This window comes from Leptospira mtsangambouensis (assembly GCF_004770475.1).
GTDB lineage: Bacteria > Spirochaetota > Leptospiria > Leptospirales > Leptospiraceae > Leptospira_A > Leptospira_A mtsangambouensis.
On the sequence record NZ_RQHK01000002.1, the window covers coordinates 1,379,030 to 1,395,455 of the forward strand.

Annotated in this window: 18 protein-coding genes and 1 tRNA gene; all 19 read left to right on the forward strand. The window is 33.4% G+C overall.

Annotated elements, in window-relative coordinates; genetic code table 11:
* The first annotated feature begins 37 nt into the window (after positions 1 to 37).
* The 19 genes from EHR01_RS06425 to EHR01_RS06520 all read left to right on the forward strand — a co-directional run bounded on the left by EHR01_RS06425 (position 38) and on the right by EHR01_RS06520 (position 16,268).
* Positions 38 to 1,240 (forward strand): nSTAND1 domain-containing NTPase, encoded by a 1,203-nt coding sequence (locus EHR01_RS06425; protein WP_244309987.1) that lies wholly within the window; start codon positions 38 to 40, stop codon positions 1,238 to 1,240.
* A gap of 278 nt (positions 1,241 to 1,518) precedes the next feature.
* Positions 1,519 to 2,517, forward strand: a complete 999-nt coding sequence (locus EHR01_RS06430; RefSeq protein ID WP_135693822.1) for a DNA cytosine methyltransferase — start codon at positions 1,519 to 1,521, stop codon at positions 2,515 to 2,517.
* Complete coding sequence (locus EHR01_RS06435; RefSeq protein ID WP_135693823.1) at positions 2,507 to 3,256, forward strand: hypothetical protein; 750 nt, start codon at positions 2,507 to 2,509, stop codon at positions 3,254 to 3,256. Before EHR01_RS06430 ends, EHR01_RS06435 begins: the two co-directional genes overlap by 11 nt.
* 198 nt (positions 3,257 to 3,454) lie before the next feature.
* A tRNA-OTHER gene (locus EHR01_RS19200) sits at positions 3,455 to 3,539 on the forward strand.
* Between the two features lie 7 nt (positions 3,540 to 3,546).
* Entirely contained in the window at positions 3,547 to 4,371 is an 825-nt protein-coding gene (locus EHR01_RS06440; protein WP_135693824.1) for a hypothetical protein, read from the forward strand.
* Between the two features lie 172 nt (positions 4,372 to 4,543).
* Positions 4,544 to 5,587 carry an SIR2 family protein gene (locus tag EHR01_RS06445; protein WP_135693825.1) on the forward strand — a complete coding sequence of 348 codons (1,044 nt, stop codon included), beginning with the start codon at positions 4,544 to 4,546 and terminating at the stop codon, positions 5,585 to 5,587.
* Between the two features lie 987 nt (positions 5,588 to 6,574).
* Positions 6,575 to 7,258, forward strand: coding sequence for a hypothetical protein (locus EHR01_RS06455; RefSeq protein ID WP_135693826.1), 684 nt, complete (start codon positions 6,575 to 6,577; stop codon positions 7,256 to 7,258).
* 196 nt (positions 7,259 to 7,454) lie between these two features.
* Entirely contained in the window at positions 7,455 to 8,327 is an 873-nt protein-coding gene (locus tag EHR01_RS06460) for a hypothetical protein (protein ID WP_135693827.1), read from the forward strand.
* 695 nt (positions 8,328 to 9,022) lie between these two features.
* On the forward strand, positions 9,023 to 9,268 hold the full coding sequence (locus EHR01_RS06470) for a ribbon-helix-helix protein, CopG family (protein WP_135693829.1): 246 nt from the start codon (positions 9,023 to 9,025) through the stop codon (positions 9,266 to 9,268).
* Complete coding sequence (locus EHR01_RS06475; RefSeq protein WP_135693830.1) at positions 9,265 to 9,690, forward strand: type II toxin-antitoxin system VapC family toxin; 426 nt, start codon at positions 9,265 to 9,267, stop codon at positions 9,688 to 9,690. The genes EHR01_RS06470 and EHR01_RS06475 overlap by 4 nt, the downstream gene beginning before the upstream one ends.
* Positions 9,691 to 10,001: 311 nt before the next feature.
* Entirely contained in the window at positions 10,002 to 10,226 is a 225-nt protein-coding gene (locus EHR01_RS06480; RefSeq protein ID WP_100720076.1) for a DUF433 domain-containing protein, read from the forward strand.
* Complete coding sequence (locus EHR01_RS06485) at positions 10,216 to 10,578, forward strand: DUF5615 family PIN-like protein (protein ID WP_135629358.1); 363 nt, start codon at positions 10,216 to 10,218, stop codon at positions 10,576 to 10,578. The genes EHR01_RS06480 and EHR01_RS06485 overlap by 11 nt, the downstream gene beginning before the upstream one ends.
* Before the next feature lie 205 nt (positions 10,579 to 10,783).
* A complete protein-coding gene (locus tag EHR01_RS06490) occupies positions 10,784 to 11,467 on the forward strand; it encodes a hypothetical protein (protein ID WP_100719709.1) in 684 nt (227 codons plus the stop codon).
* Between the two features lie 190 nt (positions 11,468 to 11,657).
* The gene (locus tag EHR01_RS06495) at positions 11,658 to 12,308 is read left to right on the forward strand and encodes a hypothetical protein (RefSeq protein WP_135693831.1); all 651 of its coding nucleotides are present in this window, start codon (positions 11,658 to 11,660) and stop codon (positions 12,306 to 12,308) included.
* A gap of 554 nt (positions 12,309 to 12,862) precedes the next feature.
* Positions 12,863 to 13,261, forward strand: coding sequence for a hypothetical protein (locus EHR01_RS06500; protein WP_135693832.1), 399 nt, complete (start codon positions 12,863 to 12,865; stop codon positions 13,259 to 13,261).
* A 182-nt stretch (positions 13,262 to 13,443) separates the two neighbouring features.
* Entirely contained in the window at positions 13,444 to 13,710 is a 267-nt protein-coding gene (locus tag EHR01_RS06505) for a hypothetical protein (RefSeq protein ID WP_135693833.1), read from the forward strand.
* 31 nt (positions 13,711 to 13,741) lie between these two features.
* Positions 13,742 to 14,203: a GNAT family N-acetyltransferase gene (locus EHR01_RS06510; protein WP_135693834.1), complete on the forward strand. Its 462-nt coding sequence runs from the start codon at positions 13,742 to 13,744 to the stop codon at positions 14,201 to 14,203.
* Positions 14,204 to 14,556: 353 nt separating this feature from the next.
* On the forward strand, positions 14,557 to 15,459 hold the full coding sequence (locus tag EHR01_RS06515; RefSeq protein ID WP_135693835.1) for a GDSL-type esterase/lipase family protein: 903 nt from the start codon (positions 14,557 to 14,559) through the stop codon (positions 15,457 to 15,459).
* A gap of 248 nt (positions 15,460 to 15,707) precedes the next feature.
* Entirely contained in the window at positions 15,708 to 16,268 is a 561-nt protein-coding gene (locus EHR01_RS06520; RefSeq protein ID WP_135693836.1) for a hypothetical protein, read from the forward strand.
* Positions 16,269 to 16,426: the final 158 nt, after the last annotated feature.

Genomic DNA, 16,426 nt, shown 5'->3' on the forward strand with positions numbered 1-16,426 from the left:
TTATTAATAAATACTAAAACAAAATAAGGAAAAATTCGTGGAAATCACAGACGAGAAAATTCAAAAATTACATAAATTAGGAGAAGTCTTTTCTCCTTCTACTCCCATTAAAGTGAAAGACTTCTTTATAGGACGAATTGATCAATTAAAAGAAGTTCTTAGTTCTATAAATGAAAAAGGTCAACACATAGTATTATTTGGAGAAAGAGGTGTTGGTAAAACCTCACTTTCAAACATAGTTAGAGATATTTTTAATGAACATGCAATCGTTAGTAAAATTACCTGCTCAAAAGATTCAACCTTTAACCAACTTTGGGATAAAACTTTTAGAGAGATAGTTCAAAAATTTGAAAAAAAACAAATTGGATTTCATAAAGATACCCAAACTTCGAGCTACAATCTAAATGACCTTAAGACAAAGGATCTGCATGATATAGATTCAGTAACTTCAATTCTATCTAATTATGACAAAACAAAATTTTTATTAATTTTTGATGAATATGATGTTATAGAAAACCCTGTAATTAAGACTACCTATGCTAGTTTAATTAAATCATTATCTGATAATAACGAAAATGTCACCATAATGTTAGTTGGAATTGGAGAAAGCATCAACGACCTGATTGGCCAGCATCCATCTCTGGAAAGATGCTTGAAGCAAATTTATTTACAGAAAATGTCAAATAAAGAAATTTTAGAAATTATTACTTCAGGCACAAAAGCTATGAATATAAGAATGGAGGAGAAAGTTCAGGAAAGTATTGTAAAATTTTCTGACGGATTTCCTCATTTTACACACCTGCTTTCAAAATATGCCTGTGAAGAAGCTATTAACGAAAATAAAGATATCATTACGGAAAATCATTTTCAAAACTCCGTAAAAAGAGCAACTTCGAATGCTCACGAAACTATCCGTAACACATATGAACAAGCAATAAGAACGACTAAACTAGAATCGAATTTTAAAGATGTTCTATATTCTTGTGCGATGGCTACCGTTGACGAACACGGAACTTTCAGAGCAAAAGATTTAGAAGAATTTATGTCAAAACTATTAAATAAAGAAGTAAAATTACGTTCATTTACGTACCATTTAGGTAAACTTTCACAAGATACAAAAGGGAATGTTTTAATCAAGGTAGGAACTTCGAAAAACCATCGATATAAATTTAAAAATCCAATGCTAAAAGCATATCTTAAATTGAAATTCTTTGAAGAAGGTCATTTTCAAGCCGAATAAACGTCGCATAACAGCGTCTTCCCGCTACGTTTCGGCACAAGGCCTCACTCGGCCTGCGGCAAATTGTCCTTCTGTCACTCGCATGCATACGCAAGCTACGTGCCAGTCCCTAACGTCCCCTACAGGGACTCAGGGCCGGACAACTTCGGGAAGACTAGTTCGTTATGCGAAATTTCGCGATTGTATGACTCAGGACATGGGTAACACTAAACAAAAATCAAGTAAAATCGATTGAAAACTAATTTACAAATTAGGAAGAAAGGAAATAAACTGGTAGCATGAGACATAGTATAGAATTAAAATTTATCGATCTTTTTTGCGGAATTGGTGGTTTTCATTCTGCCGCAAACATAGTCTCTTCGAAAGAAAATATATCGATGCAATGTGTATTTTCATCAGATATTGACGAATATGCAAGAAAGGCCTATTCAGCAAATTATGGGCAATTGCCACATGGAGATATAAAAGAAGTCCCAGTTGATGATATTCCGGATCATGACATTTTATTCGCAGGTTTTCCATGCCAACCCTTTAGTATTATTGGGAAAGGAAAGGGATTTGAAGATACGAGGGGAACGCTATTCTATGAAATAGCTCGTATCCTCGATGCAAAAAAACCGAAGGCATTTATTCTTGAGAATGTAAAACAATTAGTCTCCCACGATAAAGGTGCAACGCTCAAACATATAATTTCAACACTGAATCATTTAGGATATTCCGTCGATTTCAAAATATTAAATGCTTTAGATTTCGGTTTACCACAAAAAAGAGAAAGAGTTTTTATTGTCGGTTACTATAGACCTATGCTTTTCTTTTGGCCTACTAAATCTGAAACTATGGTGACTTTAGAAAGTATTCTAGAAACAAATGTTGATAAAAAACATTTTGCATCAGAGTCTATCGTAAATAAGAGAAAAGAATCTCATACTTCGAAATTTTATCCTTCAATATGGCATGAAAATAAATCTGGAAATATTTCTTCTTATCCATATTCATGCGCACTCAGAGCTGGAGCATCATACAATTACCTTTTAGTAAACGGAGAAAGAAGACTAACTAGTCGAGAAATGTTACGGTTACAAGGCTTCGCTGATGATTTCAAAATTGTTGTTCCAGATGCACAAGTGAGAAAACAAGCTGGAAATGCTGTTCCAGTTAACCTCGTTACTAACGTTCTTGAATCACTAATCAAAGTAATTAGAAACGATAACTTGATCACTAATAACTTACAAACTAAAGAAACTCTACATCATGATCTGAGGATGCATGCCCGATAAAAAATCACCTCGTCTTCGCAATGTCGAAAAAGTAAAAGCACCTTATCCATTAAATGAATTCCCAAAGGAATTTGGATTTAATTTAGGAAAAGAAATTGTCTACCTGCTAACTTCTAAAGGAAAAGCGGTATTAGAAGGTAGCGACTGGGAAGAGATCTTTGCACTTTGCATTGGTGCAGAATGGAAACCTTCGAATGTTGGATTGGATGATGTAATCCTTGGAAATTGTTGCTGGGGAGCCAAAACTGTCAAATCTGCCAATCCAAATAATCAAAAAACGATACGTCTTATTTCTGGTCGAAATTCGCCAGCTTATGCTTTCGGTGAATCAAATGTAAAGGACATGGATACTAAATTACTGGGAGATCAGATATTAGATATTTGGAACGAAAGAGTGTCTTCTGTTCGAAATAGATTTAAGCATGTAAGAACTATTGTCCTGATCAAATCCAATAGTCTTGAAGAGGTTGTGGTTTTTGAATACGAAACGTTCAGGTATGACACGGATCTCTTTGACTGGAAATGGAATAATAATGATAATTTAGAAGGATATGATAAAAAGACTGGAAGTCATAAATTTACATGGCAACCACATGGAAGCCAATTCACAATAATTGAAGAAGTTCCGAAAAATTCACTTCTAATAAAAATTAAAAATCCACCAAAACTAGATAAAGATCAAATCCTAAAGACTTTAGGTTTTGAAAAGGATTGGATCAGCGTCACAATTAGAAAATAAATTTTTACAAGCGAAACTACGCATAACAGCGACTTAACGCTTCGCATCGGGACTTGCGCCCTCGCTCGGTCTGCGACACATTCCTCTCTGGAACTCCTCTTGCCTCCGCAAGCCTCGTTCCAGCCCCTAACGTCCCTCCGGGACTCAGGGTCGAGGAACGTCGTCAAGTCTAGTTCGTTATGCGCCATAACCAGAAATGATACTTTCGTCTAGCGGTTAAGACATCAGTCGATTAAATAAAAATTTAAAGCTGAAAACGTGGGTTCGAATCCCAATGGTATCACACCTTTATGGAAACAAATCATCTTAAAAAATTTCTAAATAATCTTGGTGATTCCATACACAGCTTAAATACTATTTGTGTCGGATTAAGCTATGTAGGGGAAGGTCTTGCCAAAAAACCGGAAAAACTCTCCATAACCTGGAATACAATTGATCCATTATTATCTGCAAAAAAATCACGCAGGTTTGCAGTGAGGTCTACATTTATATTCTTAGCTGAATCTATATATCATTACTTAGAGTCCGTTAAATCTGTTATATTCTCAGAGGAATTACTTACAAAATATTCAGGGCTACAAGAAAATGTTAGACGAGTAAACTTCTTTAATGAACATGCATATTCTGAAGAAAATGACTATCGTAAAATATTAATGTTGCTTATTGTTCATTGGAGAAATCGAATTGTTCACGTTGAGTCCCAAGCAACTTTGACAAAAGATGAATTTAAGATTTTAATTGAATCTAAAAACCTAATTTCTGAAAATCATTCCGATCTAGACATTGAAAAAACTATTGAAAATTTTGAGGCCAACAGCCCTTCATTAAAAGATATTTCCTCTCTCGTTGCAAATGCAATTTACATAATTAGATTAATTGATAAAAATGTTATTAAAAGTCTAACGTCAGTTGAAAAAGTTAAACTTTTCGTAATCTCTATGGGCCTAGATTCTGAACATAAAGAGCTTTTAAAACTGGAAGATGGAGAAACCAAAGAAAGAAAAATTAACTATTTTTACAAATTACATTTTCAGGAATTTGATGATTATTTTTCTGATCAGATTAAAATTTCATTACGAGAAAAAAAGTTTTACGATTCTGGTAACGGCGCATAACAGCGACTTAACGCTTCGCTTCGGCACTAGGCCTCGCTCGGTCTGCGACACATTCCTCTTCTGTCACTCGCTTGCTTACGCAAGCTACGTGCCAGTCCCTAACGTCCCTTCGGGACTCAGGGTCGAGGAACGTCGTTAAGTCTAGTTCGTTAGTCGCAATTTTTAAAACATTATGAATATTAGAAAAAAAATATTATTTTTAGGCGCAGGATTCTCAGCACCACTTGATATCCCAACAATGGCAAATTTTCTCGAGAGATCTCATGATCTACATGAATTGGATCCATTCAAATACAAATCCTTTGAAGTAATTTTCGAATTAATCAAAAAACTTCATTATATTAAATCGAAAATTAACATAAATTTGAACAATATAGAAAGCATCCTTTCTTTACTTGAAATGGGCGATTACCTATCAGACAAAATAATAGAAGGTTCAGAATTTGAAAAATTTATAAAAGACGTCATAATCGGATCCACTAAAACTATCGAGTTTAACCAACATTACTTACACAAAAACCTAAAAGGAGAACACAATAATATATTCCAAGATCGTATACTTGATGTATATTTTCAATTTATCCTACGCATAATCGGTGCTAAATTTAAAATTTATAATCGCAACAATAAAATTTTATTCGATGTTTCGAAAGACGAATCCAATAATAATAAATATCAAATTATTACCTTAAATTACGACAACAATATCGAAGAATTTATAAAACTAATTAATTCGAATTCAGAAAATAAGATAAAAATAGATTACGAAAATCAAATTGTTAGTGAACTAAACCTTACGTTATCAATTGCTAAACTCCACGGATCTATAGAAAGCAGAATTATTCCTCCAACTTGGAACAAAACAGCAAACGATCAAATAAAAATAATTTGGCAAAATGCATTTAATATGCTTAACCAAGCCCATGAAATAATTTTCCTTGGATATTCACTTCCAGAATCAGATGCTTATATCAAATATTTGATTACATATTCAATGTTAAATAACCAAAATTTAAAAAAAGTGACCGTATACAACAATGACAGTGATATCAATGTTAAAAACAGATATGACCAATTATTTGAATCTACTCTAGAAAATAAATACAGCTATAACGTAGCTTCTGTTACCGATTTTTTTAAACAAGAAACCAAAGACTATGTAACTTTAAACCATGAAAATTCACTGTCAAAAACTTACGGCATGCTGAAAACCTAAAAACTGCGACTAACAGCGACTTAACGCTTCGCATCGGGACTTGCGCCCTCGCTCGGTCTACGACACATTCCTCTCTGGAACTCCTCTTGCCTACGCAAGCCTCGTTCCAGTCCCTAACGTCCCCTCCAGGGACTCAGGGTCGAGGAACGTCGTTAAGTCTAGTTCGTTATGCGAAATGGCAAATAAACTTAGAATAAAATTATTCTGATTATTAAATCCTATATATTGACAATATTAATATATTTACTTCTTCTTAGAGAATGGAATTTTTAAATAGCTTCAAACTAGCAAAAATTTTTTACCTACGGACTTCTTATTAAGTAAAATCAAAATACTTTGCATTTTACTAAAAATATCAAAGAAAAAAGAATTCGAATTTAATGTTTCTGTATAAAATCATAATTATTTTAATAAATTTCATTTCATTATTCAATTTTTTTATCTTTTATGAATTCTTAATGGGATCTGTTTGGATTTACGATGCAGATACTTCAAAATTAATAGTTGAACCTCGCACTTGGTTTTTTACATCTGTAATCCTTAGCCTTGTTTCTTTTCCACTTCATATTACATGTCTTTATTTAGTTTTCATAAATTTTAAAAGAGAGAATTATAAATTCGCTATCATTTTCTCAATGGTTCCTTTTCTTTATCTTTTATTCTATATAATTGTTTTCTCTATTTTGGGAAATCTTCTTGTTCTTTATGTATTCAGATTAAAGACTATTATTTTAGTTTTCGAAGATTTAAAAAACTTATTATAAAGAAGATTTCTATAAAAATAATTGCCACTTCGCATAACAGCGACTTACCGCTACGCTTCGGCACAAGGCCTCGCTCGGCCTACGGCAAATCCCCTTCTGTCACTCCTCTTGCCCTCGCAAGCGTCGTGCCAGCCCCTAACGTCCCTCCGGGACTCAGGGTCAGGGGACTTCGGTAAGTCTAGTTCGTTATGCGTAATTTTTCAAAAAAATTTCAAAGGAAACTATGAAAAAAAATTACATATTAATGGTTCTACTATTTTGGTCTTGCTCTTCGTTGAATTTGATTTCACCAGGTTTGACTTCCGAAAATAGAATTGGAAAAACATCAAATGCCAAATTTGAAGAATCCTCCTTTTACGGTACAAAAAATTACCAAATTAATTTGTTTCTTATTGAAAAACGTAATTTCAACGCAATTTTCGATGATCCGAATAATATCATTGATCAATCAAATAAAAACAATTTTTTAAATAACTTTAAGGAATCTGATATATTATTCCTTTCCGAAATATGTTTTGATAAGGAGAAATTCAGAAATAGAGAATTAGATATATACCTTTACGAATATTCTTTAAACGGCCATCAATACTTAAATAAAATTGAATATATTTACCCTTATTCCTTTACTGAAAAAGGAACGAAAATTCAATTAGAACGTCCTTTACTCGTAAATGATAACTATCCTAATCAACTTAATATTGTAAAAACATCAGAAGATTTTGTTACTTGTTCAAGAACAATTGTTAAATTCGATAAGCTATTTTACAATGAAGGAAAAAATACTTTAATTATTAAAACACCGAGAAAGTCCCAATTCTCTTTTGATTTTGTAATTAAAAATGGTTTATTTGAAAAACAAAATAATGAAGAAATAGATTTAAATAGCAAACTCAAAAGTAGACTATGAAAAACTACGCATAACAGCGACTTAACGCTTCACTTCGGGACTTGCGCCCTCGCTCGGTCTACGACACATTCCTCTCTGGAACTCCTCTTGCCTCCGCAAGCCTCGTTCCAGTCCCTAACGTCCCTTCGGGACTCAGGGTCGAGGAACGTCGTTAAGTCTAGTTCGTTATACGAAATTGTGCAAATTGGATTAAAATATGATAAAAATAAAACAAATTCTAAAATATTCTTTTCTGATAATTATGTTATTCAATTGCAAAAAAAACGAACAAACAAATATCATTAATGGACTAAATTTTACTCCACAAAATTCAATCTATATTATTACGGCCAAGTCCCTTCACTTACGAGAAAAACCAGATAAACTCTCTAAATCCTTAATTCAAATTCCTTTTCAAACAGAAATCGAAATTCAGGAAATTTCTGAAAAGGTTAAACTAGATTCAAAATTTGATTCCTGGGGAATAACAAAATACAAAAACAAATCCGGTTTTGTTTACCTTGGCTTTGCAAGACCTAAAACACCACTTAAATCTCTTAGAGTTATTCATTCTAGTAATGAAGAATACATTATCAATGAGTTAATTCCAGAAAACTCAAATCAAAAATATTGTGGAGATTGGTTTGCTGGATTTTGTATTACTCAAATTCGAAAAAAATCTACTAACAAAATTATTTATGAGAAAAATGATTATATATTTCAGGAATTTATAAATGATGATAATATTGTCTTATCTTTTGGAGGTGGAGAAAACTGCACTACTGCCTGGCATTACTATAAATTAAATTTAAATGATCTTAAAGAAACAAATATTTTTGATTATAAGTTAGATACTTGTGAAAATAAAAATCAATACAATGATATTAAACACACTTTATGCCTTTATGAAATTTGTTATACAATTTTTGAAGAAGGTGATAAAATTCAAATTAAAAATGAGGAAAACCAATTAATTTACTCAATCGGAAAAGTAAAATCATTTAAAGTAAGCTTAAAAGAATGGAAAAATCCAGAATTTACAGTCGACGGAAAAAAAATACAATTTTCCGAAATCTTAAATCAAAAATAGCACAACTTCGTATAACAGCGCCTTCCCGCTACGTTTCGGCACAAGGCCTCACTCGGCCTGCGGCAAATTGTCCTCCTGTCACTCGCTCGCATACGCAAGCTACGTGCCAGTCCCTAACGTCCCTTACAGGGACTCAGGGTCGGACAACTTCGGGAAGACTAGTTCGTTAATTGCAATTGGTTAAACCTCTACAACAAAAAATCAGCGCGCAAATTTTCTTAAGAGTTGTTAAGATAAATATTGTCGGTTCCGTTCGTGTGGCTGTGTCATTCCATTTACGCTTTATTAAAGATTGCGCTGTGTTATTTTAAATATAAGAAAATATAAGAAAATATAAGAAATCTAAGAGAAAGAGAAAGAAAATTAAGAGCGAAAATTTGCGCGCTGAATCTATACTCTTTGCACCATTATCTTTTACAATAGGTAACCAACTGCAATTAACAGCGTGTAAACACTGCGCTTCGGGACTTACGCCCTCGCTTGGTCTACGACACATTCCCCTCTGGCACTCCTCTTGCTTGCGCAAGCGTCGTTCCAGTCCCTAACGTCCCGCCGGGACTCAGGGTCGGGGAACGTCGTTTACACTAGTTCGTTATACGAAATTTGTGCAAATTTAATTTGTAAAAATAAAAATAGAGATAAGATTTTCTTGACATCTCGATGGAAATGTATTACACTTGTATCACAATTCCATTATGATTAGCTTAAGATTACCAGAAGAACTAGAAAAAAGACTTTCAGAAGTTGCTAAAATTGAAAATAAAAGTAAATCCGAAGTAATTAAAGAATCCTTAGTATACTATATTGATAATTTTGCAAAGCAACCGAATGCCTATGAATTGGGTGAGAAATATTTCGGTTTATACAAGAGTGGTATTTCTGATAAATCAATCAACCATCAGAAATATATAAAAGAAGCTCTAAACAAAAAACATAAATGATTAAGGCCATAATTGACACGGGTCCAATCGTTGCCTTTTTCGACGAATCAGATAATTATTGCCTACAAGTAAGATCTTTTCTTAAAAATTTCAAAGGAAGATTATTTACTTCTCTTGCTGTAGTTACTGAAGTTTCATATTTACTATCTGACAATAAAAGAATACAAAAAGCTTTTATTGAATGGATTAATAACAATGCTATCTCAATACTCAATCAGGATAACGAACAATTCAGCTCAATTCTATATTTTATGGACAAATATTCCGATCGACCAATGGACTTTGCTGACGCTTCGCTTATGACACTTTCTGATGCTTATGAAATTTCTAATATCTTCACTTTAGATAGTGATTTCCGGTTTTATAAATCGAAGAAAGGAAGATCTCTAAAAATCATTAACGAAAATATGGTTAAAGATTAATTAAAGCACAAACTTCGTATAACAGCGACTTACCGCATCGCTTCGGCACAAGGCCTCGCTCGGCCTGCGGCAAATTGTCCTCCTGGCATTCGCCTTGCAGTCGCAAGCTACATGCCAGTCCCTAACGTCCCGTCCCGGGACTCAGGGTCGGACAACTTCGGTAAGTCTATTCGTTATACGATATTCCCTAAACATCTACTTTTGAAATGGCATTAGAGAGATGGAGAAAAACCAGAATAACTGAGAATTTCTATTTATTGCAGCTCTAACAAAACTTGACTTTTTTTCAAGATCGGTGATAGAATATTACTATGGATTATAAATCTAGACTTTCCTCCTCACCTGATGTTTTACTCGGTAAACCGGTGATTAAAAATACAAGGATAGCAGTCGATCTAATTCTCGAAAGATTAGGCGATGGAATGTCTATCGAGGAAATCCTCGAAGCTTCACCAGGAATCGAAAAAAACGATATCCTCGCTTGTATCTCCTATTCAAGCCATGTAATAAGCAGAGAAAGCTTACTTGCAAGTTAAAATACTCGCTGATGAAAACGTCGACTATCGACTTATAAAACTTCTTAGAAATGAAGGGTACAGAGTTCTTTCTGTTTTAGAAGAAAGTAAAGGTATTACAGATTTACAAGTCATTGAGCTGGCAAAGAAAATTGACGCAATCATTCTTACCTTAGATAAAGATTTTGGTGAATGGGTTTTTGCTCACAAAGAATTTTCAAGCGGAATCATCTTTCTACGATATAATCCTAAAGATTTTAAAGAAATTTTCAACTCTTTGAATATTCTCCTAAATAGAAATAGTCTCGAATTAAATGGGAAATTTGTCGTATTATCAAAAAACAAAATTCGCATAAGAGATATTCACTTATAATCAATAAATCGGGAACATCGTATAACAGCGACTTAACGCTTCGCCTCGGGACTTACGCCCTCGCTCGGTCTGCGACACATTCCTCTTCTGTCACTCGTTTGCAGCCGCAAACTACGTGCCAGTCCCTAACGTCCCTTCTAGGGACTCAGGGTCGAGGAACGTCGTTAAGTCTAGTTCGTTATGCGCAAATATTCAAAATTAAATCATGATAATAAGAATACTTAGAAAACTTATTGCCAATAATCCTCAATCTCAATTTGCAATCTACTATCATATTATAAATCCTATCCTTGGGTTTATATTTACTTTCATAATTCTTGCGCTTTTTATACCATTAGTTTACAAAAACCAGTTTTTTAAATTCTTAAAATACAATATTGAGGCACAGAATATTATTTCGAAAAAAATTTGTGAAAGAAATATTTCGAAAAATAATATTAGCAGAATATACTTATTTTTATATACTTTTCACTGCATTAAATTCTCTAATACGGGCTCAGAAAAAGACACTTATTCTTGCAAAAAAAATAATCTTGAAAATGTAAATATATTGATCGGTAATATAGAAAATACTTCTAACCTAGAATTCCCTCTCGGATTTGAAAAAAGTTTAAATATTGATTTTTCTTTTCTAGACCTATTAAAAGAAGAAAATAGATATTTGAAATTGAAACTAAACTTATTAAAGGATTTTGAATCTCGAAAAATTTATTACTCAGTAGGATATGACCAAATCTATCTTATAGAAGAACTTACGAACAAATACAAAGTAAAATCTATATTCTATGATTTTGGATTAATTTATGACATAGATTATCTCAAAAGCTTTAATAATTTGGAAGAAGCTCAAATTTTTACTGAAAAAATTGAAAGTCTATGTATCCAATGAATATCTGCGCATAACAGCAACTAACCGCTTCACTTCGGGACTTACGCCCTCGTTCGGTCTCCGACACATAGGCTTTTGGCACTCCTCTTGCTTACGCAAGCGTCGCGCCAATCCCTAACGTCCCTTTCAGGGACTCAGGGCCAGCCTACGTCGGTTAGTCTAGTTCGTTATACGAAATCGCAAAAAAATTATGATATATAATATAAAATTAAAGACTTACCGAAATTTTTCAAATTTACCAAAATATAGAGAATATTTGGCAATATATGAAATAGGAATTGGTTTAGAGATTCAAATTGAGGATCGAACCAGATATTTCATAGAAGAAAACTGTCTTAAAGAAATAATAAAAAAGAAATTTAATCTTCCCGGTATAAGTAAGGATGAGCTTAAGAACATTGTCTTCTCAAACTCAACAAATGATCAAAGCATTTTCATATACGATTTAGAATTTGACTACTTCGAAGACGATTTTATGAATTTTATATATATTATCAAAATAATTCACTTTCATACAAATACAACTGCTCAAATTTTAACTAACTTTCAGAAATTTCTATCAGATAATATTGCACTTTTTTATAATAATGAGTATAAAACAGCGATTCCTTTTTCTTATTATCTTCCCATTGAAGCCGAAAAAAATTCGCTAGAAAATTTGCACCAAAAGTCATTCTTAAATTATTTTTCAATTAGCGAGAATGAAACTTTAATTTTTGAAAACTATTACAAACCATTTGTAACTCCCTCCGAGAAAATACACTTATCTTATTCTGAACAGAATCTTTACTATTGGATTTTACAGAAAGCGAATAAGATCTTAAGGAAATTTTCCAAATGAATATATTTATAGATTTAATCTTACTCCCTTTTTTAATACCTATAATAACAAGTTTAATTAGCTACTTAATCGATTATTCCAATAGCAACGGGGAGATGATAAATTTAATCGAAAAATCATCTTATGAAAGTAATGTGAACAAATATCAGCATATAGCCATATTTTTTTTATCCCATTCCCTTTGGGGAATTACATATATTTATTCAAAAAACAGTGAAATAATCCTATTTTATGTGTTCTTTTTATTATGGTCATTTGCTGCAATGCTACATGCTAATAGCAAATTTGCTCCTAGGCTCTATCTTAAAATTCATTTATTTACTTTTGGAAGTGTAATATTGATTTATAGGATTTCTATATTTTGCATTTACAGTATATAAATTTGCGACTTCGTATAACAGCGGGGAAACGCTGCGCTGCGGCTCTCACGGCCTTGCTTGGCCTACGGCAAATTCCCCGCTACTCCTAACGCCTACTACGTAGGCTCAGGGCGGGAAACTTCGTATCCCCTAGTTCGTTATGCGAAATTGTTTAGCCTAAATATCGATATTCAAATGAATTTAGAAATTATTGAGAATACTTTCACAATTGATAAAAAACTTAATATTAATAGAGCATTATCAAAAAGAGAATTTTTAAAATTCATAAGTGAAAATAAAAGAGAAATTCAAATCAAAAATCCTCCCTATATTACATACAAGTTAAATTGTATTTACGAAAATAACCAAATACTGTTACTCTTATTCTTTAAAAGCGACAAACTTACAGGATTAAACTTCACTATTGAATCTGAAATATATGGAAAATCATGGGATGATTTTTCAAAGGAAAAGGAAATAAAACGAAAACGAGACCTAGAAAAATTAGTTAAAGCAATGAAGCTTACGGTACCTATCGACCTAGATTATGACGAAAAATCTGGCTACTCCTCAGCAACAATACGATTTACTTAGTTTTACTAATTTTGACCATACGAAATTCTTTTCGAAAAAATTCTTCAAAATCATTGTGCTTAGAGTATATCATTCTATACAAATTACGTCACTGAAAACGAAGAAATTATAATTATTACAAGTGTTTTTTTATATTATATTATCATCTTCAATAATAATAAACTAGAAACCTTTGTATTTATATGAAAGTTCTTGCAGTAGAAAAAGTAAAAAAATATGGGAAAAATACAATGGCTAAAACAACTTCGCATAACAGCATCTTCCCGCTACGTTTCGGCACAAGGCCTCACTCGGCCTGCGGCAAATTCCCTTCCGTCACGCTTCTTGCTCCGCAAGAAGGCGCGCCGACGCCAACGCCTCCTGCAGAGGCTCGGCTACAGGGAACTTCGGGAAGACTAGTTCGTTATGCGAAATTGCAGGGCGAGACTCGATTCCTGTTTGGCATGTAAAAATAATGTACCAAAAATCTCCTTAAAATATATGAATAAATTACAAGTAAGAATAGCAAAAGTCAGCGAGCAAAAAACTCTTGAGGAAATTCAATGGGAGGCCTCTTTGAATAATCCGGGTGATCGAGAAGTTCTATTGATAAATCCAGATGCAATTGAACTTCCAATTAAACAAATCGAGGCCGGCGGGGTTTTTGTCGCGGAGGTAGAAGGTTCAATATTGGGATTCGCTGCAGTTCTTCCTCGCGACGATGGAAATTCCGAACTTGATGCTATATTCGTTAAACCAAATGTGTGGCGAAAAGGTGTTGGTCGGGCACTCATTAAACGATGTTGTACCCAGGCAAAATTTTCGGGTGCGGATTTTTTACATGTAGTTGGGAATCCTCATGCTGAAGGTTTCTACAAATCATGCGGGTTTGAGCTCTTAGGCACCACACAAACTCGCTTTGGAGTAGGATTAAATATGAAAAAAAGCCTGCTACTAATTTAATATGCGATACTCTGTTAGCTAAATATCAAAGATTATTTAATTGGCATCAAAATTCCCAATATTTAATCAATATTGAAAAAAAAGTCCAAAAAAAAATATCAATTAACGAAAAAAACAATAAGAAGCTCTTCCTGAGTAGCCCTGGAACTTCGCATAACAGCAACTAACCGCTTCACTTCGGGACTGACGCCCTCGTTCGGTCTACGACACATAGGCTTTTGTCACTCCTCTTGCTTACGCAAGCGTCGTGCCAATCCCTAACGTCCCGTACGGGACTCAGGGTCAGCCTACGTCGGTTAGTCTAGTTCGTTATACGACATTCGTCGGAATAAATTTTTAAAAAAGAGAAAAATATGAAACAAAATATTAAGAAAATCCTATTTGCCTGTCTACTAGTCATCTATTCCAACTTAACTAGTTTAACTGCACAATCGTTACAGCCCATTCTTATTCGACCGTTCGGTGATTCTATCACTTATGGTGTTGGTTTTTCTGATTGGGGTAATTGTTACGTTGCACAAATTAACCAACAACTTTGTATGCCTCCTGCATTGGCTGGAGGTGGATATAGAGGATGGTTGACTTTACTTGCTACTCAAGGTTTAGGATTATATTTTACTACTGAAGGTTACCAAAGCGGTGGATCCTATAATTTGCAATGGATAACTAATACTCAAACTCATGATGGTTATCCAGGTTATCGAACTGACCAGCTAATTCAAATCTCAACCTTCGCTAGTTTTTCTAACTTTACATTATTACATGCTGGTACAAATGATATTCTACAGAATAAGTCTTACGAAACTGCTGCTAATAACCTATTTATTATTATTAATAACATTCTAGCAGCAAATACAAATACTACTGTCGTTGTTGCTAAAATAATTCAAATTTCTTCCATTAATCAACAGTTTTCAAATCTAAATTCCCAAATACAATTATACAATAGTCTTATTGATAGTAAATATAACGCTCTACCACCAATTATAAAAGCTAGAGTCAGGGTAGTAAATATGTTTAATCTCTTAAATGATCAAAATGATTACTCACCTGATGGTATTCATCCAAATGCTTTCGGTTATTTCAAAATGGCATGTAATTGGATGGCGGGAATAAATAATTCAAATCCTTCTGGACCATGTACTGGATTAAATTTCGAAAAATTAAAAATACAAATGAATTCTAAAGGTTTTGGTGACAATGATTATAAATCGCCAAAAGATAAAATAGAAAAACTAATAACAGGTGAACTGTAGCTCCCCTCTCTAACTCCGAACGTCGTATAACAACGGGGAAACGCTGCGCTTCGGCATTGCCGGCCTCGCTTGGGCTGTGCCACATTCCCTTTCTGTCACTCGTTTGCATCCGCAAACTCCGTGCCAGTCCCTAACGTCCCGTCGGGACTCAGGGTCAGGGAACGTCGTCTCCCCTAGTTCGTTATGCGCAACGACTTAAACTTTCCTGTAAAGGTAATCTAAACTAAAAATAATTAACTTATCATTCAATGTTAAACTTTTTTCAAAATAAACAAAAATTATATGAAGTAAGAATATATATTAGGCATGAACACAGAAGATATACTCCATGGATTTTGCTTATAGTAATTATCTATTCTACAATTTTAAATTCATTTTTACCTTTTCTTATCTACTCCCCTCTTACATTATTTATGCGTAAAATGTTTTCTTATGTTGTCTTAAATAACAAATTACCTATTTTAGCTTTTTCCGAAAATGAAATCATTATTAGTCACAAAAATATCGAACTACCATTCAAGGAAATTCATCTTGAAATAAATCAAATAAAATCAATATACTTTGATAATAGTTTTTGGTATTCTACTATTGGTATTATTTCAAAAAACAATTCTCTGATAAATCTAAATTTCTCAAGAGAACTTGAACAACAATATAGAGAAATAAAACTTTATTTTAATTCTACGGAATCTTTAAACAAATTAAAAATAATTTCTGGACCTGACAAAATTTTAAAAATAGGATTAACTGTTTCCTTTGTTGTCTTTTCAGTTTATAATCTTTCTCCTATAGTTATTGGTCATTTCTAAGTAAAAGTTAAAAAGAAACTACAGTTAAAGGTATTTAGATAAAAGTCGCAGCGCATAACAGCGGGGAAACGCTGCGCTTCGGCACTTACGGCCTCGCTTGGGCTACGCCACATTCCCTTTCTGTCACACGTTTGCATCCGCAAACTACGTGCCAGTCC